This is a genomic window from Bacteroides sp. (genome assembly GCF_029057325.1).
Classification (GTDB): Bacteria; Bacteroidota; Bacteroidia; order Bacteroidales; family Bacteroidaceae; genus Bacteroides.
Window position 1 is genome coordinate 13,236 of sequence record NZ_JAICZW010000104.1, and the last position, 20,332, is coordinate 33,567.

Genomic DNA, 20,332 nt, shown 5'->3' on the forward strand with positions numbered 1-20,332 from the left:
TTCAAACAAGCACCTTTTATTCAGGACGGCTATAGTTCGGCGCCTCGCTGGTTATGGACACATCGTGCGGATGGCTCTCAAGCACACCAGCATTTGTGATACGGACAAACTTGGCATCGTGCAATTTCTCGATACTGGCGGCACCGCAATAGCCCATACCAGAACGCAACCCGCCTACCAGCTGATAAATCACTTCGTAGAGCGTACCTTTATAAGGTACACGGGCAGCAATGCCTTCGGGCACCAGTTTCTTTACATCCTTAGTGTCGCTTTGGAAATAACGGTCTTTGGAACCGTGTTCCATCGCTTCCAAGGAACCCATGCCGCGATAAGACTTGAACTTACGGCCGTTGAAGATAATGGTATCGCCCGGCGATTCTTCGGTACCGGCAACCAGCGAACCAATCATGACACTATAGCCACCGGCAGCAAGCGCCTTCACCACATCACCCGAGTAGCGCAGACCGCCATCGGCAATAAGAGGAACACCTGTGCCTTTCAGCGCCTTTGCCACATCATAAACAGCCGACAACTGCGGCACACCCACACCGGCTACCACACGTGTAGTACAGATGGATCCCGGACCGATACCCACCTTTACGGCATCGGCACCGGCTTCTACCAGCGCCCTGGCAGCCTCGCCCGTAGCGATGTTGCCCACAACGATGTCTATGCCGGGGAAATTGCGTTTTGCCTCTTTCAGCTTTTCGATGACTCCTTTGGAGTGACCATGAGCCGTATCAATGACAATGGCATCCGCTCCGGCATCTACCAAAGCCCGCATACGCTCCAACGTATCGTTTGTCACGCCTACTCCAGCGGCAACACGCAGACGGCCTTTGCTATCTTTACAAGCCATCGGTTTATCCTTTGCCTTCGTAATGTCCTTATAAGTAATCAGGCCTACCAATTTATTATCTCTGTCAACAACCGGCAGTTTCTCAATCTTATGCTCTTGCAAGATTTGCGCAGCAGCCTCCAAATCGGTTGTTTGGTTGGTAGTGACGATATTCTCTTTGGTCATCACCTCGTCAATGCGCTTGTTGCTGTCTTTCTCGAAGCGCAAGTCACGGTTGGTGACGATCCCCACCAGATATCCGCCATCATCCACAACCGGAATACCACCAATCTTATATTCAGCCATCAGCGCCAAAGCATCGGCTACCGTAGAACCTCTCTTAATGGTCACCGGGTCGTAAATCATACCGTTTTCCGCACGCTTCACAATAGCTACCTGACGCGCCTGCTCCTCGATAGACATATTCTTATGGATGACACCGATTCCACCTTCACGGGCAATGGCAATCGCCATTTTCGCTTCGGTAACCGTATCCATGGCAGCAGTTACAAACGGGATTTTCAACTCAATGTTACGTGAAAACTTAGTCGAGAGTTCGACTGTTTTAGGCAAGACTTCAGAATAAGCGGGAATTAACAATACGTCATCGTATGTCAACCCATCCATTACAATTTTGTCAGCAATAAATGACATAGGGCTATGCGTTTAAAATTTATTGCGTGCAAATATACGGTTTTTCTTCCATTCCATACACTTGCACGCAATATTTTTTCTTTTTTTATCAGCTAAAACGGACTAAACCGATTTGTCAGTTCGCCATCTCCGATATGAACTTGATACGTACTAAACGCACCTCTTCTTCCGTGAAGTCATCTCCCAGTTCATCCAGCGCGTCATCTATCTTATCAGTGGTAGATTCCTTGAAGTAGTCATAAATGTCAAGCATGTGATCTTCATCCATGATATCCTCCAAGAAATAATCGATGTTCAACTTCGTGCCCGAATAGACAATTGCCTCTATTTCGTCCAGCAACTCATCAAACTCAATACCTTTCGACAGAGCGATATCGTCCAACGCCACCTTGCGATCAATGGCCTGGATAATCGCCACCTTCATCTTCGACTTATTGGCGACAGTGCGCACACGCAAGTCCTCGGGACGTTCTATCTCGTTTTCTTCACAATGGCGCTTAATGAGCTTGCAAAACTCCTCACCATAGCGCTTCGCCTTACCAGCTCCCACTCCCGGAATGTTCTGCAACTCTTCCAGGGTCACCGGATAAATAGTCGCCATTGCTTCCAAAGAAGGATCTTGAAAAATGACATACGGTGGCAACTCCAACTTCTTAGAGATTTTCTTGCGCAAATCCTTCAACATGGAGTACAATGCCGGATCTACCGCACAAGAGCCACCACGGGCGGGTGCTTCCTCCTCCATTTCTTCAAAATCAGCATCTTCCACAATCTTGAAGCACTTGGGGTGCTTCAAAAACTTCTTACCTTCTTCCGTCACTTTCAGCAAGCCATAGTTCTCTACATCCTTACTCAGATAGCCAGCAATAAGCGCCTGACGGATGACCGCATTCCAGGTTCTTTCCTCTTCACCCATGCCAGAACCGAACACTTCGAGGTCCTCGTGCAGATGGGCCAATATTTCAGAGGTTTCCTTCCCTTGTATAACATCTATAATATAGTCTGCCTTAAAATTTTCTTTCACCGCAAGAATCGCTTCGATCACGGTGCACAATAATTCTTGAGCTTCCACTTGTTTTTTAGGATTTAAACAATTGTCACAATTTCCACAATTATCTTCCATATATTCTTCACCAAAATAGTGAAGCAACGCTTTACGGCGACATACAGAAGACTCGGCATACGCAGCTGTTTCAAGCAGAAGCTGCTTGCCTATTTCCTGCTCTGCCACAGGTTTTCCTTGCATAAACTTCTCCAGTTTCTGCAAATCTTTATTTGTATAGAAAGTAATGCATTGTCCTTCCCCTCCATCTCTCCCGGCACGTCCGGTTTCCTGATAATATCCTTCCAAGCTCTTGGGGATATCATAATGGATGACGTAACGCACGTCCGGTTTATCAATTCCCATACCAAAGGCAATGGTAGCTACAATCACATCTATCTTCTCCATCAGGAAATCATCCTGATTCTGTGTACGCGTAGCCGAGTCCATCCCAGCATGATAGGCACGGGCATTAATACCGTTCGCTTGCAGGATTTCGGCTAACTCCTCTACCTTCTTTCGGCTCAGGCAATAAATGATGCCCGACTTTTCGGGATTGTTCTTGATGAACTTGATAATATCCTTATCAACGTTTGCCGTCTTTGGACGTACCTCATAATAAAGGTTCGGACGATTGAACGAAGACTTGAACACCTGTGCATTCACCATACCCAAGTTCTTTTGAATATCGTGCTGCACTTTCGGCGTAGCTGTCGCAGTCAGCGCAATCACCGGCGCTATTCCGATTTCATTGATGATAGGACGGATGCGGCGATACTCCGGGCGGAAGTCATGTCCCCACTCCGAAATACAATGAGCCTCATCCACAGCATAGAACGAGATCTTCACCGTCTTCAGGAACTCCACGTTTTCCTCCTTAGTCAAGGATTCGGGAGCCACATACAGCAATTTCGTCTTGCCGCTGAGGATGTCGGACTTCACCTGATCCACCGCGCTTTTATTAAGAGAAGAATTGATAAAATGGGCAATACCATCGTCTTCGCTAAAGTTACGCATCGCATCGACCTGATTTTTCATCAAAGCTATCAAAGGAGAAATCACAATGCCCGTGCCTTCCATCAATAAAGAAGGCAACTGGTAACACAAGGACTTACCTCCGCCTGTAGGCATCAACACGAACGTGTCATTGCCTGCCAGCAGATTCCGTATGATCGCTTCCTGATTTCCTTTAAAAGTATCGAACCCGAAGTATTTCTTCAGCTGGTCTGTCAAATTAATCTTCTTCCCTGCCATGATTCATTAGGTTGTTATTTATGAGTTAACTTTATAGTGATTTCCATGCAGATTCTTCACAAAGAACCCTAACAAAGTTATAAACAACTTCTTAAATTTCAAGCATAATCCATCGAATATTTTTCAATAAACAGCAAAAAATCAACTCAATCCTCCCTTACTTCCTGATTTTAAGCATTTTGCAGTCGAGCAATATTTACTTTCTCCAGTTGTTTTTTAGCGTAATCCAATGTCACTACAAAATCATCTTTGTGCGCAGACGGGATTTCAAACATAGCATCCATCATAATCGTCTCTACAATGGAACGCAAACCACGAGCGCCCAACTTATACTCAACCGCCTTATCCACGATGTATTCAAACACCGCATCTTCAAAAGCCAGCCTGACGTGATCCATCTCAAACAACTTGACATATTGCTTGATAATGGAGTTCTTCGGCTCCGTCAGAATGGAACGCAGCGCAGCACGATCCAGCGGATTGAGATAAGTCAGCACCGGAAGACGGCCGATGATTTCGGGGATCAAGCCAAATGCCTTCAAGTCCTGTGGAGCAATATACTGCATCATATTGCTCTTATCAATCACTGCCATATTGCGTGCCGCATTGTATCCCACCACATGGGTGTTCATCCGCTGGGCAATTTTTTTCTCAATGCCATCGAAAGCGCCACCACATATAAACAGAATATTCTTGGTATTGACCGGAATCATCTTCTGATCGGGATGCTTGCGTCCGCCTTGAGGGGGCACATTCACCACCGATCCTTCCAGCAACTTCAACAATCCCTGCTGCACACCTTCACCACTCACGTCGCGCGTGATGGAAGGGTTGTCGCTCTTACGTGCAATCTTGTCTATCTCATCAATAAATACGATTCCCTGTTCCGCTTCGGGCACATTGTAATCCGCCACTTGCAACAAGCGCGTCAGAATGCTTTCGATATCCTCGCCCACGTAACCGGCTTCTGTCAGCACCGTTGCATCCACAATCGTGAACGGCACATGAAGCAACTTGGCAATGGTGCGCGCCAACAATGTCTTTCCCGTACCGGTACTACCCACCATAATGATGTTGGATTTCTCGATTTCCACCTCATCGTCTCCGCCTTTCTGAAGCAGGCGTTTATAGTGGTTGTACACCGATACAGACAAGAAACGCTTGGCATCGTCCTGACCGATGACATACTGATCGAGAAACTCCTTAATCTCTACGGGTTTGGGGAGTTCTTTCAGATTCAACTTCGCGGCACTTCCTTTTCTGCCCGCACCTAAAGCCTCCTGCGTAATCTCGTAGGCCTGAGTGGCGCAACTATCGCAGATGTAACCGTCCATTCCTGTTATAAGGAAGCCGACTTCATCTTCGGAACGTCCACAAAAGCTGCATCTGTTCTTAGTCCTTCTTGAATCTGCCATATTTATTTCTTAATCAAAACATCGTCCACCATACCATACTCCTTGGCCTCCTGGGCAGTCATCCAATAGTCACGGTCGGAATCCGCCCATACCTTATCGAAAGGCGTATGCGAATGGTCGGCTATAATGGTATAAAGTTCTTTCTTCAGTTTCTGGATTTCACGAGCCGTAATCTCAATGTCCGAAGCCTGTCCTTGGGCCCCCCCCATCGGCTGATGTATCATCACACGCGAATGGGTCAGCGCCGAACGTTTGCCTTCGGCACCAGCAACCAGCAACACGGCCGCCATACTTGCCGCCATGCCGGTACAAATAGTGGCCACATCACTGCTGATGAACTGCATGGTATCGTAAATGCCCAGACCCGCATACACTGAACCACCCGGCGAATTAATATAGATGGAGATATCCTTGCCCGAATCCACCGAATCCAAATAGAGCAACTGCGCCTGCAACGTATTGGCAGTATAGTCGTCAATCTGAGTCCCAAGGAAAATGATACGATCCATCATCAAACGGGAGAATACATCCAGCTGAGTCACATTGAGCTGACGCTCCTCCAGAATATAAGGATTCAAATACCCGGCCTGTGACTTAATCACATCGTCCAGTACCAAGCTATTCATACCTAAATGCTTGGTAGCGTATTTTCTAAAATCATCCATTTTTCTAACTATTTAATTTACTAAATCTTTTTCAAAAACCATTCTTATCACTCCGCAAGTTCCACCAACGGCGAAACACGGTCTGACAAAAGGAGTGCAAAGAAACGAAAAAGAACACAGAGAGACAAAAAAAACACAGAGTTTTAGCGAATCAAACTCTGTGTTTCTTTATAAATATCAGCCTCAGGCTTACCGAATCTTATTCGAACATCTTGTTGAACTCTTCAGCGGAAATCGTTTTGTTCTCCAAATTTACCTGAGTTTTCAACGCAGCCGCCAACTTGACTTCTACCACACGGTTCACCAATCCCTCTACAGTCTCTTTCTTCTTCAACATCTCTTTAGAGTAGTTCTCCAGAACCTCATCGGGCACGCTCATCATGCCATATTGAGCAAACTGCGCACGAGTAGCCTCTTTCGCCATATTGGCAACGTCTTCCTGTTCTACCTTAATATTATTGGCCTTCACCAATTGTTCCTTAATCAGGTGCCAGGTCAGCTCCTCGATACTCTTGTCATAGTTCTCTTCTACGAAGCTTTCTTCTTTATCCTGATTGTTCAGACGCATGATGCGCTTCAGCAAGGCATCCGGGAATTCCAGCTTGCCCACCTTCTCCATCATCATCTTACGCACGTCGATCAAGAACTTATAGTCGCTGTCGGCCACAAACTGATGGGCAACAACCTCTTTAATCTTGGCACGGAACTCTTCTTCATTCTTCACAACGCCTTCGCCAAACACCTGGTCGAAGATTTCCTGCGTCAGCTCACCCGGAACAAAGCGAGTAATCTCTTCTACCTGGAAGCTGAAGTTGGATTTCATTTCGGGAGCGGTCTCCTTATCAATCTTCAGCAAGGAAGAGAGTTCGGCCGCATTGCCGTCCCAAGCTGTATGGGGGTTGAACACGAGCACGTCGTTCACCTTCGCGCCGGCAAAGATGGCTTTCTGTTCCTCGTTCTTCATATAGGAAGGCATCATTACGGCACCTTCTACCTGAATGCCGCCTTCTTTGGTATTGCCCTCTTCGTCCAGTTCGGCCAGCAGACCCTTCAGCATGTCATTTTCTTCGTAAACGTCCACTTTGTCATACTTTCCGTTGCGCTGAGCATACATCTTGACTTGGTTGTCCACCATCTCATCGGTTACGTCAATGGTATAGTAGTCCACTTTATCATCGGCGCTGACCTCCGCCTTAAATTCTGGAGCCAAAGCGATGTCGAACAGGAATTCGAACTCTTCCATCGTGTCGAAATCAACCTCCGGCTGCTTGTCCTCGTTAGGCAGCGGTTCACCCAAAATGTTCACTTTATTATCTTGGATATAGTTATATACAGTTTCAGAAAGCAACTTGTTTACTTCCTCTGCCAATGCCGACTTACCGTACATCTTCTTCACCAGGCTCATCGGCACCATTCCTTTGCGGAATCCCGGCATCTGAGCATTCTGACGGAAGTGTTTCAATGCTTTGTCCACCTTTTCCTGATAGTCTGCTTTCTCAAGCTTCACAGTAAGCAATGCGCTTACTTTGTCAATGTTTTGTAATGATACGTTCATTCTGACAATTATTTATTTGATTTATACTTTATTCCATATCTCAAACGAGCGTGCAAAATTAGCGTTATTCTTTCAAATATCAAAAAACAGAGCCGAATTATTTATTTTCCGCCTACGGCTTTTTCATTGCAGTCTTGCTTTCATTGCCGTCGCACCGTCGCTGTATCGCCATTGCGTTGTCGCTGCTTCGCCGTTTCAACAGCACTCTGATGGCAAGGAATTATATGATTACACAAGTATTTGATAAATCCTTGATTTCTCACCCCACGGATGAAAGCAATCTCCCATATATGAAAATCCAAACTTTTCATAATAGCCGATATGGTCAGTACATAAATTCAAGGTTTTAAACCCCATTTTGCGAGTATCGTCAATTGCTTTGCAGACGAGTTCGTATCCGAGATTATGACCACGATAGTTCTCTTCTACATACAATGCAGCGAGCCACGGATACAAGTCCATTCTTGAATTGAAATCATTTGTCACAAGCCCGGCACATCCTATAATGTCGTCATCGTCATTTGTCAACAGATACCACTGCGGCAGTGGGTTTTCTGCGTTTAGGCAGTTTCTGAAACAATCATCATAAACAGCTATGGTTTCTTCGGTTGCCCACTTACTCTGAAAGTAAGATATTGCCCGTTCAAGATAGTTCGTATTTTCTCTGAGCGATATAATTCTTGTATGTTTCCTCATAAGGTCTGTGTATTGTCAGAATTGCAATAAAGATAGAGTTACCTCAATCCAAATACAAATATAAATGAAAATCATGGAAATCTCATACCGACAGGATAAAGAATATATTTTCTTTAGAGGAAAGATATGTAAATCCCTGCAACAGCCCTCATTATAGGACGAAAATCAACGTTTTAAGATCTAGTTTTATAGTCCATTTGTACCCTTATTGCTTCTCAAAACACAAAAGGTATTAAAATCCAATAGTAATGAATAATTACTTGATAAGTATCTACGGCACTTAAATCTTCAAGATGCTATTTAGAAAAGGGAAAAAGATGTTTTTTCTGCATTTGCCACATCAATGGATTCGAATATTTCTCATGATAATCCCCATATTCCACCGTTTTTTATTATTTTTGCGTATGGAAATTATCATTTTATTTTTTGCGTCATCTCTATTATTGGCTGTTGGATTTCCAATAGTAGCATATCCGTATGCTAAGAGGTTGAAAAAAGAATATAGGTGTCCTAATGGCATTTTTATTTTTGCAATTTTCACGGTGTTGCCAATTTTTGCCGCACCTTTCATTGCTTATGTGATATTTGTTGCCATTTGGTTTAACCGTGCTTTGACTACTATACCGTTACTACTATATCCTTTTTGCAATATATATGGCTTGTATCTTTTCTATAGTTCATTTAAAAAGGGCGAAAGAAACAAATCAGTATGGTACTTGGTCGCAGTTTGGGCTGCTATATTATTACTTGCTATTTTATTCTTTTGGATACTTTCTCTTTATAGCAGCCATATATTTTTGTGAATAAGCGTTTTTTACACAGCATATTCTTTTGTCACTCTTTTAAGGACTTTATGATTTTGACCTGATTTCGAATTGTTGTTTTTAAACAACAAAAAACTACTAACCATTAAGATTTAGTTAAATCTTTCATTCTAAACACGCACCTTTTACAATCCTTTCACTTCTTCAAAGCAACTTTTTTACTTCCTCTCTTCTCTAACGGATAGTTGTACCACTATTATCTCATATAGTTGCTTTTTTTAGATAAAAGCTATTGAGAATCAACTTCTGAATTGCCCAATAATAAGTAGGCTGTTTATAAACAGCCCATGAGCCGTCTGCAAACAGCCCATCGGCTGATTATAGACAGCCCATGGGATGCTTATAGACAGCTTACTTGTTTTCAGGAATGCAGAAGTTGTTTCTGAGCAATGGAAAAGTTGTTTTCAGGCACTTGACATATATAGTCAAACAGAAATATCCTGCGAATATTTCTGTTCTTAGAAGTTATCGGGAGTTATCACTCCGCTAAATTGTCCTCTATGGGATTCGCCCCAGTCTTCCATAAAATCAATAACCGGTAATAGACTTCTGCCCAACCCTGTTAGTCTATATTCACTTCTTGGCGGCAGTTCCGGGAAAATCGTTTTCTTCACGATGCCATGTTCCTCAAGCTCTCTCAGGTTCTGGTCAAGGACACGGGATACAGCTTCGGGAATTTCACGATGAATCTGGCTTGGCCTTTTAGGATTCTCCCGCAATGAATCAATGATGCAGGGTTTCCATTTTGAACCGATAACGCTCATTGTAATACGTATGCCACAAGACAAGTCTAAAGGAAGTTTTCTTTTATACATATATATTTTTTTGAAGATAATTGTGCAAAGGTATATTTTAATTTACTCAAAATCAATATACGAATAAATTTATCAGTACATGTATAATTTATCATGTATTTTATAATCGGATACAGCATATTACCTTTGGGCGTGTTTTTAAAGTAATATATATGAAGAAGTTAGTTGTTGTAACCGGTGCAAGTTCCGGAATAGGGATGGAACTTGCCAAACGTTTTTCTGAGCAGGGGCATCCTGTACTTATGTTGGCAAGAAGAAATGAGATAATGGAAAAAATGGAGCTTCCCAATACAATCTGCCGTTCCGTGGATGTTACGGATGTCAATGGCATGGAATCCGCAATCAGAAATGCTGAAGCCGTTTATGGGAAAACAGATCTTCTCATCAACTGTGCCGGACTAATGTTGTTAGGCTATCCTGAAAGACAGGGTTTCGAAGAATGGGAAAGAATGATTGATGTAAACGTTAAGGGTATATTGACAGGCACAAAAGCCGTATTATCTGACATGCTTGAACGCAACGGAGGAACCATTATAAATATCAGTTCCATAGCAGGTAGAAAAACCTTCGACCAGCATTCCGTATATTGTGGAACAAAATATGCGGTTCATGCAATTACAGAAAGCATGCGTAAAGAAGTGGCCAACAGCAACGTCCGTTTCATAGTGATAGCGCCCGGAGTTGTGGAGACCCCATTGTTGAGCCATACTTCCGATCAAGGCATTAAAGATAATTACAATATCTGGAAAGAAACAATTGAAGGGGGGCTCGACACCGGTAAAATTGCGGACTGTGTCCTATTTGCCTATAATATGCCGCAGGATGTATGTGTCAGGGAAATAGTTATAGCAAAAACAAAGCAATTGGATTAAGGGTCTGTTTAAATTTTCTTCAGCGTTCTTTTGAGAATTCTTTTTGAGGATGTTTTTCTGCTTTTCAGAAGGAGCATAGCGGGCTATGTGACGAATCAAAAGAGGGAAACAGACCGAAAAAAGCTCAAAGGAAGCTGAAGAATGGGTAATAAGCTCAACCAATAGAGTTACTACAAATCTTTGCAATTAAACGCTGACAACTTTATAGCATAACCCAAACCAGGCCATTCCACATATATATCGTCATCATTGATATGCCTGGTTATTATAATGGAGTGTGACGGATTTATGCTAGTCAAAAAAGAATAAGCGATTGTAGGAATTTTGTATTCCTTTTTAATGCCATATTCCATAAGGATGAGAGACAGGTATGTTCTAGTGATAATTACATCTTGTATAATATATACATCAGATAAATTTGTTATGCCTGTGATTTTCTCTATCGATTCCAAATAGAGTTTTTCACCAATGCCCTGCTCAAATCGCTCAAATACCTTACTCCAGACTTTTTCTTCTTTACCTTTTGGATTTAACAAATTTATTAGATGGATAGTTTTAGGTAATTTATATAAATTGCCAACTTCCGGATTATAAGAAAAGTACAACATTTGCGTATCAGAGTCATAATTATAGAGGTAATGGCATATTTCTTTTTTTTGACCAACCACTTTGTAGGCTTGAGCAATCGGATAGTCTTCTTCCGAAGTGACAGACAAAAATTGTAACGCAAATGTTTCTTTCAGATGGAATGTTTCCGTGTCTTTACCCATTTCCAAGCATAAAACTATATAAAAGCCATTAGCGGCAGTATCCATTTTGTTTTCAATCAATGCCCATACTTGTGCTTTGGGATGATAAGCAGTTCCAGGAATTACCCAATAACTTCTATGTGGCCAATCAAATGTTTGCAGAACCGTAAGGGCAGAACGAATAAAATCCGGTTCAGCATAATATCTTAGTAACAATAGTCCATTATAAAGTAGCCACCAAAGACTGTTTGTATGTTCGGACTGTTCTGCCACTGACTTTAAATGAATGCCGGCCTGATAAGCATTGCTGTTTTCTGGATAGAGTGAAGATAATAGTTTATTGAGGTCATTTAAAAATCTGCATTCTGTTTGTTTGAAAACACCGGAATAGAGGTTTATGTCCTTTTGCCTAATATAGAATAATGCCACCATTCCCCAAAATACATCAGGAGTGTCTTTTTTTAAGTCTTTTAGCATAGGAACGACTTTTTCTTTGAAATCCGGCGAATAGTAAATATAATCGTCTTCAAACAAAGATATAAACAGATTCTCCATCCAACGAGGATGAAGTATATTCATTTCAGTTTTAATGAGTTCTGAAAAAAAACGATTCGCTTGAAGTATATGATAAAGACAATAGAGCATATCTTCCTCAAGGAAAAATCGAGTCAATAGTTTATCCCATACTTCATTTACCGTTTTTTCAGTAATATTTCCTTTAAGAATACGATAAATGGTCATTTTTCCTTTATAGCCTAAAGCCTTGGCAAATGCTGCAGGGGAGGAAGCGAACATATCACTCTCTATCAGACATTGTAGTATTCTAAGTTTCTCATCCATAATAGTATCAATTTCTACGCTTGAACTGAATATCATTCTTTAATAGAATGGTATTCAGCGTTTATATAGACATAAAGAGGGTTATTTGTTCCCAAATAGTTCCCATATTAAGGAATGACTATTCTAACCCCAAAACACGCTTTATCAAATATATTCCTACTCTGATTATAGATAAATCTTAGATAAAAATGGAGTCAACATAATTAATTAGTTAGAAACTGGACGAATTGAAGCACCGATATAACGGGAACCAATTGATCCGGAGACTCCTCGCCAATACCCAGCTATTGATCCAGCAGTGCCAAATGTATGATCATAGTCATCTAAAGTAGATGTCCAATAGAACCCCCACTGGTTAGCTGTCTCTCTTCTGTCAGCAGCTTTATTTGATTCGTCCTTCATCCCTGCGAAAGGAAGAAATATTGATTTCCCTGAAGGTCCTGTAATTTTCCATCCTGAAACCCCGGAAGATACGGTACATTTCCAAGTACAATTATCTTTTAATTCTTCCATTTCAGCATATGTTGGGATCCTCCAAGTCCCACCCCATTTCAATCTTGCCACATCATGTCGACTTTCTAGTTCTTTTTTACTTCTGTTTTCGTAATTTTTGAAATGGATCTTACTTCCATCCTCATAGTCGTAATCAAAATATGTTTCCCATGAATATTTTGATTTTGGGGAAGTTTCTCCCCATGCGAAATAATCGCCATATCCTGATGGTTTAGATGCACCGACGTTACATGTAGCCCATTTAAGTCCACTTGGTAAACCTAAATCTACATATTCATGTCCATTAATTTTTCCGGAGACACTTGAAGTAGATGTATTTGTTACTTTAGCAGACTTTGTCTTTTGTGAATTTCTATTGATTTTCCCTTGAGCAAAGGAAGAGACGCTTATGATAAGCATCAGAGATACGAAGAGTAAACGAAACATAATAGTAATTATTGGGGATTTAATTTTTATAGAACGAGTCGTAATCCCATCTGATAGGTACTAAACCCTGTCATATAATGATTTCGATGAGCAACTCGACAATTTTCAGGATTCTCAGAGAATGCTCCTCCTCGGATACTAAAAGAGTTGTTTTTACGTGAACTGTTATAATTGTCGCTCCAACCATCAGAAAAATGTTCCCAAGCGTTCCCGCTCATGTCGTAGAGGCCCAATTCATTTGGACCTTTTGTACCTACAGGATGAGGCTTGTCTCCGCTATTTTCTTTAGTCCATGCAACATCTTCAACATTGTTGCTCCCACTATATTTATAACCTCTAGACATAGAACCACCACGGGCTGCATATTCCCATTCAGCTTCTGTCGGCAACCTGAAAAATAATCCGGTCATTTTGTTTAAAGTCCGAATAAACTCCATACAGGTCTCTTTCTCTAACCCAACTACTGGTAGATTATCCCCTTTATAATTGTTAAAATCGGGAGTTGGATTAGAATTCATTAAAGAATTCCAAATCTTTTGAGTCATCTCATATTTGCTGATACGAAAAGAAGTTACATCTTCCCTATGAACAGGTTTCTCATCACTAAGAGCCTCCGGTTCATTTGATCCCATCATAAACTCACCACCCTTAACATAAACCATATTGTTCAGAATTTCAATGATTGAATTTTTCTGACTTTGAGTAATCCCATTCCAATTTACATTGATACCATTAATGGTCTCTGACGAATTGGGTAGAATGGGTTCTGATTTTCTATTTTGTTGTTTCTTATTTGGAACAGCTGTTTGCCGAACCGCATTGTTTTGTTTTTGAGGACGGGCAACTTTCCCTTGTCCAAAGCATAAGAATGGGATTAATGATAATAATATCAAAACAATTCTTTTCATATGTTATAATTGTATAATAAATTTATAGCTTACTACCAGATTTATCATACCAAGATCCTTGATCAGGTTGACCATTCTTGAAGGTTCCGTCAAAATATGAACCATCCTCCTTAATGGTATATCGTCCTTTCTGATATCGATTATCTTTAAACGTTCCTACAAAAGTATCACCACTGCGTTGTATATATGTTGTTTGCCCCTCCATATTACCGTGAACCCAGTCTCCGTCATATTTTTTACCATCTCCCTTTTCCCAAATTGCTACGCCTTTTCCATGGGGCAAACCACTCTCATCAACATCTCCGGTATATACTGCATTTCCTAAGGTTGTCTGAATATTTACATTATTGACGAAAGTTGGATGAGAAGCAATAACTTGCTCATTTTTTTCTATACCTAACGCAGTTGCAGATTCAGATGAGGTTTTATTAGTAAAAATAATGATAATAACTATGACAGCTATAATAGAACAGATAAATATAGCATTTCTTAAAGAATGAGATTTATTGGAGATATTTTGAGCAGGTTCTTTGATAATGGGCTCTTGAATAGTATCTTCTTGAATAACTTGGGTTTCTTCATTCTCTTCGATAGGTGTAATATCTCTAGTAAACGTCGAAACTCTTTCATATCGGTTCTTCCTTGCCGATGACATCGCTTTGGATATTGCGTTGCGCAAGTTCATTGGAAAACCGGCTGGAAAGGAAATGCTTTCTTCGATCAAATCAGTTGCATGTGGAGGAATTTTACCCGATATTAGGTAGTAAAGAGTCGCCGCAAGAGAATATACGTCGGTTTGAGGTGAAAATTCACTCACGCCACCTGCCTTATATTGCTCCATTGGAGCATAGCCATGACTGATGCCTGTTGGAGTAGTTGAAGTCTGATTTCCTTCACTATCATATTGCTTAGACAATCCGAAGTCAATAAGAATTGGGCGGTCATCCGACTTGCGAATCATAATATTCGCAGGCTTAATATCCAGATGGTTTACATTGTGCTTATGGATATAGTCAAGCGCATCGCCTACCTGGGTGATGTAGTTGACAGCCTTGGATTCAGATAGTGCTCCCGAACTCTTTACTATTTCGTTGAGGTTGCTCCCTTCAATATAATCCATTACATAGTACGCTGTATTGTTCTCCTCAAACGCAGTATGGATCTTTATAATTCCCGGATGATCAAATTTTGCAATATTGCGGGCTTCTTTTAGGAATTTAGCCTTTAGACGTGAAACTAACTCAATGTTGGAGCTTGTCCCAACTGTTATGTGCGATGTCGATTCTTCCCTATCGCAATAATCCTTAGGAAAAAATTCCTTAATAGCAACGTATCTTTCCAAAGATAAATCGGTAGCAAGATATGTTATTCCAAAGCCGCCTTGTCCGAGTATCCGCTCAATGCGGTAAGTATCATGACGAAGTAACGCGCCCGGCTTTAAGCCGTTATTATTTACATTGTTCATATCATACTATACTTTTAATAAGAAACCAAAGACTAATGACGAGCATAATTCCAATTACAAGTAAATCGATATATAAGAGCAACTTCTCTGTATTAAAATTCTCAGCATCAACTGAGAACTTTGGAAAAGAATACTTATTTTTCTTTTCCTTGCTCTGCTGAGTGATCATTGGTACAGGATCTTCCGCAACAGACAAACCAGTGCTTTCTCCCTCTTCAATAGCTTGGATAATCTGCGTATTCTTGCTATTGGTTCCCTTAACGTTGGTCTTGTCAATGGGGATTAGCCAGCAGGTATAATTATCCTTAGTCTTGTTCTCACATATAGATTTAATTTTTGCGAGTTTCAGTTCGTCGGAAAGATTATCTTGAGCTAAGATTTCACATAACGCCTCATTCGAGAGCCGCTCTAAAATTCCATCAGAGCACATGAAAAAATAATCTCCTCCTTGAATATCATCAAATGTGTATACGTCCGCCTTATAACGCTTCGCCAGATGCGGTTGCATAGCGCGCGTTATGATATTTTTCTGTGGGAAATCTTTGGCCTCATCTTCGGTAAGTTCTCCAGCTTTAAGAAGATCGTTTACAAGTGAGTGATCAGATGACTGATAAAGAATACCACCTCTTTTCGTGTTAAAATTATATAGAGACGGACGTATATGGTATATGCGACTGTCTCCTATATGAGCCACTAAGTAGTTATCTTCATTAAGGCAAAGACATGTCATAGTCGTTCCCGGTTTCTTCAGGGAATTAGTGTCTATGTTGTCTAAGGCATCATAAGCCTTCGCCAATCCAGTCTCGAATACCGGAATATCAATGGCAGAGCACGATGACAGATAGTTGCCTAAAGCATTTGCCGCCGTCATACTTGCAACTTCTCCATTATCATGTCCTCCCATTCCATCACACATGATGAAGACTCGCGTCTCTTCATCTGCGAGACTCGGGAAAATATAGTCTTCCTGATTATCCTTTTGTCCTATCTCTGTAAATGATAGAGGTTGTCTTATCGTAATCATGATATAGTTATGCTAATCGGGTTGCCTCTTCATCAACGATTCTTGACTCAAGTACAATATCCGTCATCCCAAGAGTCATAGTATCACCAAACTTTAAGATAAGAATGTCACCGCGATTGATTGGTTTACCATTTAGTTTGACGATATTCTTTGAGTTTATTTCAACGAGGTGATGCTCATAACCGAATCCTTTTTTTACAACGTCTATAAGCACATGCTGACGGCTCATATACATATCAGTGCTGATCTTGATATCTGCTGTTCCCGTTTTTGCCCTACGTCCAATGACATTTTTCCCGGCTTTGAGAAACTGTATCTCATTGGTTGACATAACTCGGATTTGGCCTATATCAGTCGCCGATCTTGGAGGCATGACAAGTTGAGTTGGTATCTCATCAGCCCCTTGCGCACCACGTGCCTGAGCTCCGCCCTGATATACACTGGCATTGGCTTTGAAATGACATTTGGGACATTCCACCACCATATTCTGATAACCCGGAACTTCATTGAAAGAGAGTTGCTGATGGCACTCCGGGCAGACAATAAAAATCTTTCCCATCAGACGGTCATTATTGAGTCAGCATCGTTTATGTAGTCAGGCATATCGTCATTTGACGCATAGAATACATCACCTTCCTGAGCAGCCTGAGCTTGCAGTAAGTCTGCAACTTCAAGCCTTGCGCCGGAAATATCATGGAGTTCCGATTCTTGAATCTGACCATCGAAGTTATCATCATGAATGAGGACATCCATGGTTCCGTTGTTATCAACGTCAATGAGCAATGCCTGATCGCCCTCACACTCTACAAGTGCTACATTCATAATCTCGCCATATCCATTCTGCACAGCTTCGACACCAAGCACACGGATTTCATTGTCGACCGGTTCTGCAGCAATCATCTCGGTATTAGTCGGGATGGACTCTGCAACTGTATTCTGTACGTTTTCATCCACTATTTCCGGCTCATGGTGAGTGGATTCTACAGATGAATTATGTGCCATGGAAGAATGTGAAGGTTCAGCAGGATGAGTTGGCGCTACTTCATATACCTTGCTTTGGAAGTCTGCTCTTTCCTGCGATGACATATCGTTCCACTCGTCTGCATAATAGGTTGCGTAAATACGTCCGTTGTATTCAAACACTCCACCGGGACCAACCTGTTCACGCGCTTGGGCGAAAGCTTCGTTGAAGTTATTAGCGTTTACGTGAGCATATCGGATTCCCTCATCATTGGCAAGAATGGCTTGCTCTGGAGTAGGTACCTCAGGTATTTCTTCATGCTTTTCTTCTATCTTTTCTTCTTCTATAATGTCAGTTGGCATTTCAGTATCATTATTGGACGTGGCGGCAGCCATAGTTGTAGCAGCTCCAGTAGCAGCTCCTACAACAAAACCACCTGCAGCGGCTACTATAGGATTAGTCTTTTTTGACTTTTTAGATTGTGCTACCTCAGCCGGAGTTTGTGATACTGATGTGGATTGCTCTTTTAGAGTAGGTTCATCATTGATGAGTCGTGTTGTTTCGTTATCCATATAAGTAGTTGTTAATTTTAATGCAAATTTAAAGTAGACACGTTTAATGACCAAGTATTTTGTCTATTAAATGACAAAAGCATGAGTTTGAGTGATGAAATTCAAACATTATCAAACCCTGTATCGATTTCTGTCCTTTTAAGTTGTCTTATTTTATCTTTTGTTAAATATGGTAATAAAGATTGGAATAATTTTGTATAAAATGTGACGTCTTTATCATTCATCTTGTAACCTAAATATATGGCATCTATATAGATTGAGAGAAATCGAGACTTCCTCATTTTAGCCTGACTATCAAAAACTCTAATATATCTCACTTCATTTTCATATTTCCAATGTATGGATTTAGAACTCATCAAGTCCAAATACTTCTTGGGTTCATCAGTAATTACTGGGAGAGACTTCTCATAGCGTATTTCTCTCTTTTCCCAACCTTTTGACGTGACAGCTAATTTTATACAAATCCCCTTGTGGTCTTCTCCATAAAATGACCACATTAAAGTATTGGTATAATTTTTAGATAGTGAACATATTCCAGTTCTTTTGCGAAGATCTCTTAGATTTGCTTTTACATCGGCTTCTGTGGAAGGATCAAATAAAAAATATCCTTCCATTGGATCATTAAGTTCGTCATAAGATGCGGCATATAGGCGCTGGCGTACTAATATGTCAATTAACCAGCGTAAATTGGACACGCCTCGAAACTTATAAAGGTATACAGCGTCTTTAGGTGCTTTAGTTGCCATATTTTACCCTTTAACAGTCCATATATTTGCCTCAGTGGGTACACCTTTGGCGAGTGTATGAGTATATTCTCCGAGATAGAGGAAGTAATAATAGAGGCAATCGGGCTTAAGACACTCCGCAGAAAGATAACGGTTGAGGACACCCAATGGCATCATCAAGATATTACCATTTGGACCGATTATCTTATAGCCGTGCATACCGTCCTCCTGAAATGTTGTCCAACTGCAACGTTCAATCAGTTCCTCGTATTGCTTAATGGTAGGTAGCGAATGCTCTATGACGAAATCATTAGGCTTTATAATACTTCCATCTCCCATTTGGAATTTGTACACGTCGTCATTAATTACAGGTTTTGCGATACCACTTAATTTCGTTGCCCATTTAACTGACAAACCTAGATCAAGATACTGTAACCCTGTGTTAATTGACACTTTTGTGCGACCTCATTATGTGGGTTCTTTTCCTTTGTTGGGATGTAATTGGACAAAGGAACATTGAGAATTACAGTTTCCTCTAAAACCTTTTGCTTTGGTTCTGTTTTTTGTTTTTCTTTATCTATTGGTTTTACGACAGGCTCCTCGTTAGCCTTCTGAATATCAACGGTCTTCTTGTAGGAAACTGAATTATCAGTCTGTATATTATCCAAATTTTGAGACTTACTATCTTTTATAGTATCAGGCAGTAATGCTAAAAATTCCTCTATAGAAGAGGGACGTCTCGTTTTCTTAGTTTCCATTGCTTTTTCAATGGCTGTAACAGTCGCATGGCTGACGCTTGACGGTAACACAGGAAGTCCCTCTTCCAGAATATCACTATAATGAGGAGGTGTTTGTCCTGTCAGCAATGCATAAAGAGTTGCACCGAGGGCATAAACATCACTCTGAGGTGTAAATGTAGCCACCCCTCCCGGTCGATATTGTTCTATAGGTGTATACCCATAGCTTATCCCGACGGGTGTTGTTGAGGTTTGGTCACCGGTGGAATCGTATTGTTTTGCAAGCCCAAAGTCAATCAAAATCGGAGCATCATCGGACTTTCTAAGCATGATATTAGCAGGTTTAATGTCCAAATGATTCATCTTCTTTGAATGCATATATGTGATGGCATTGCCAACGATACGAATATATTTCAACGCCATTTCCTCAGGTAATGCTCCAACGAACTTGATTTTGTCATTGAGGGAAGTGCCATCAATAAAATCCATTAGATAATATGCTGTACCATTTTCCTCAAATATGTCATGTATGGCTACAATATTGGGGTGGTTAAGCTTTGAAATATTTTTTGCCTCTTTGAGGAACTTTTCTTTAAGTTTTACTACGAGTTCAGTTGTATTCGCATTTCCTAATGTTATTTGGCTTGTAGTTCCGTTCCTCTCGCAAAAGTCTTTCGGGAAGAATTCCTTTATAGCTACTTGTTTCGGCTCACCCGATAATCATTGGGGGTATGCATAAATCTTAGCCAGTCTAAAGAGGAAGAATTTCTCATCCACTACTC

The 20,332-nt window shown here is 41.1% G+C and carries 19 protein-coding genes; 2 read left to right on the plus strand and 17 right to left on the minus strand.

Annotation, left to right across the window (positions count from 1 at the left end):
* Positions 1-16: 16 nt before the first annotated feature.
* From guaB to K2G43_RS06650, 6 genes are all read right to left on the minus strand, one after another.
* Positions 17-1,492: an IMP dehydrogenase gene (gene guaB, locus K2G43_RS06625; protein WP_297642849.1), complete on the minus strand. Its 1,476-nt coding sequence runs from the start codon at positions 1,490-1,492 to the stop codon at positions 17-19.
* Between the two features lie 115 nt (positions 1,493-1,607).
* Positions 1,608-3,788, minus strand: a complete 2,181-nt coding sequence (gene recQ, locus K2G43_RS06630) for a DNA helicase RecQ (protein ID WP_297642850.1) — start codon at positions 3,786-3,788, stop codon at positions 1,608-1,610.
* A 170-nt stretch (positions 3,789-3,958) separates the two neighbouring features.
* A complete protein-coding gene (gene clpX / locus K2G43_RS06635) occupies positions 3,959-5,203 on the minus strand; it encodes an ATP-dependent Clp protease ATP-binding subunit ClpX (RefSeq protein ID WP_297642852.1) in 1,245 nt (414 codons plus the stop codon).
* Between the two features lie 2 nt (positions 5,204-5,205).
* Positions 5,206-5,868, minus strand: a complete 663-nt coding sequence (gene clpP, locus K2G43_RS06640) for an ATP-dependent Clp endopeptidase proteolytic subunit ClpP (RefSeq protein WP_297642853.1) — start codon at positions 5,866-5,868, stop codon at positions 5,206-5,208.
* Positions 5,869-6,067: 199 nt separating this feature from the next.
* The gene (gene tig, locus K2G43_RS06645; RefSeq protein ID WP_297642855.1) at positions 6,068-7,423 is read right to left on the minus strand and encodes a trigger factor; all 1,356 of its coding nucleotides are present in this window, start codon (positions 7,421-7,423) and stop codon (positions 6,068-6,070) included.
* A 228-nt stretch (positions 7,424-7,651) separates the two neighbouring features.
* Positions 7,652-8,119, minus strand: a complete 468-nt coding sequence (locus K2G43_RS06650; RefSeq protein WP_300153667.1) for a GNAT family N-acetyltransferase — start codon at positions 8,117-8,119, stop codon at positions 7,652-7,654.
* Positions 8,120-8,523: 404 nt separating this feature from the next.
* On the opposite strand from K2G43_RS06650, the gene K2G43_RS06655 reads away from it, so the two are divergent.
* Positions 8,524-8,922, plus strand: coding sequence for a hypothetical protein (locus tag K2G43_RS06655; RefSeq protein ID WP_300153668.1), 399 nt, complete (start codon positions 8,524-8,526; stop codon positions 8,920-8,922).
* Positions 8,923-9,401: 479 nt separating this feature from the next.
* Here K2G43_RS06655 and K2G43_RS06660 read toward each other — a convergent pair whose 3' ends face one another.
* Entirely contained in the window at positions 9,402-9,758 is a 357-nt protein-coding gene (locus K2G43_RS06660; protein WP_300153670.1) for a helix-turn-helix domain-containing protein, read from the minus strand.
* 152 nt (positions 9,759-9,910) lie between these two features.
* On the opposite strand from K2G43_RS06660, the gene K2G43_RS06665 reads away from it, so the two are divergent.
* A complete protein-coding gene (locus K2G43_RS06665; protein ID WP_300153672.1) occupies positions 9,911-10,630 on the plus strand; it encodes an SDR family oxidoreductase in 720 nt (239 codons plus the stop codon).
* Positions 10,631-10,800: 170 nt separating this feature from the next.
* Here the strand turns inward: K2G43_RS06665 and K2G43_RS06670 are convergent, their stop codons facing one another.
* The 10 genes from K2G43_RS06670 to K2G43_RS06715 form a co-directional block, all read right to left on the minus strand.
* Positions 10,801-12,219 (minus strand): hypothetical protein, encoded by a 1,419-nt coding sequence (locus K2G43_RS06670; RefSeq protein ID WP_300153674.1) that lies wholly within the window; start codon positions 12,217-12,219, stop codon positions 10,801-10,803.
* 207 nt (positions 12,220-12,426) lie between these two features.
* Positions 12,427-13,158, minus strand: coding sequence for a hypothetical protein (locus tag K2G43_RS06675; protein WP_300153676.1), 732 nt, complete (start codon positions 13,156-13,158; stop codon positions 12,427-12,429).
* Between the two features lie 26 nt (positions 13,159-13,184).
* Entirely contained in the window at positions 13,185-14,066 is an 882-nt protein-coding gene (locus tag K2G43_RS06680) for an SUMF1/EgtB/PvdO family nonheme iron enzyme (protein ID WP_300153678.1), read from the minus strand.
* A 22-nt stretch (positions 14,067-14,088) separates the two neighbouring features.
* Positions 14,089-15,531, minus strand: a complete 1,443-nt coding sequence (locus tag K2G43_RS06685; RefSeq protein WP_300153680.1) for a protein kinase — start codon at positions 15,529-15,531, stop codon at positions 14,089-14,091.
* A gap of 1 nt (position 15,532) precedes the next feature.
* Positions 15,533-16,555 carry a protein phosphatase 2C domain-containing protein gene (locus tag K2G43_RS06690; RefSeq protein WP_300153682.1) on the minus strand — a complete coding sequence of 341 codons (1,023 nt, stop codon included), beginning with the start codon at positions 16,553-16,555 and terminating at the stop codon, positions 15,533-15,535.
* A gap of 7 nt (positions 16,556-16,562) precedes the next feature.
* Positions 16,563-17,114, minus strand: a complete 552-nt coding sequence (locus K2G43_RS06695) for an FHA domain-containing protein (RefSeq protein WP_300153684.1) — start codon at positions 17,112-17,114, stop codon at positions 16,563-16,565.
* The gene (locus K2G43_RS06700) at positions 17,114-18,088 is read right to left on the minus strand and encodes a hypothetical protein (RefSeq protein WP_300153686.1); all 975 of its coding nucleotides are present in this window, start codon (positions 18,086-18,088) and stop codon (positions 17,114-17,116) included. Before K2G43_RS06700 ends, K2G43_RS06695 begins: the two co-directional genes overlap by 1 nt.
* A gap of 101 nt (positions 18,089-18,189) precedes the next feature.
* Positions 18,190-18,834, minus strand: coding sequence for a DUF2971 domain-containing protein (locus K2G43_RS06705; RefSeq protein ID WP_300153688.1), 645 nt, complete (start codon positions 18,832-18,834; stop codon positions 18,190-18,192).
* Between the two features lie 3 nt (positions 18,835-18,837).
* Positions 18,838-19,152: a hypothetical protein gene (locus K2G43_RS06710; protein WP_300153690.1), complete on the minus strand. Its 315-nt coding sequence runs from the start codon at positions 19,150-19,152 to the stop codon at positions 18,838-18,840.
* A 77-nt stretch (positions 19,153-19,229) separates the two neighbouring features.
* On the minus strand, positions 19,230-20,243 hold the full coding sequence (locus K2G43_RS06715) for a serine/threonine-protein kinase (protein WP_366524995.1): 1,014 nt from the start codon (positions 20,241-20,243) through the stop codon (positions 19,230-19,232).
* Between the last annotated feature and the right edge of the window lie 89 nt (positions 20,244-20,332).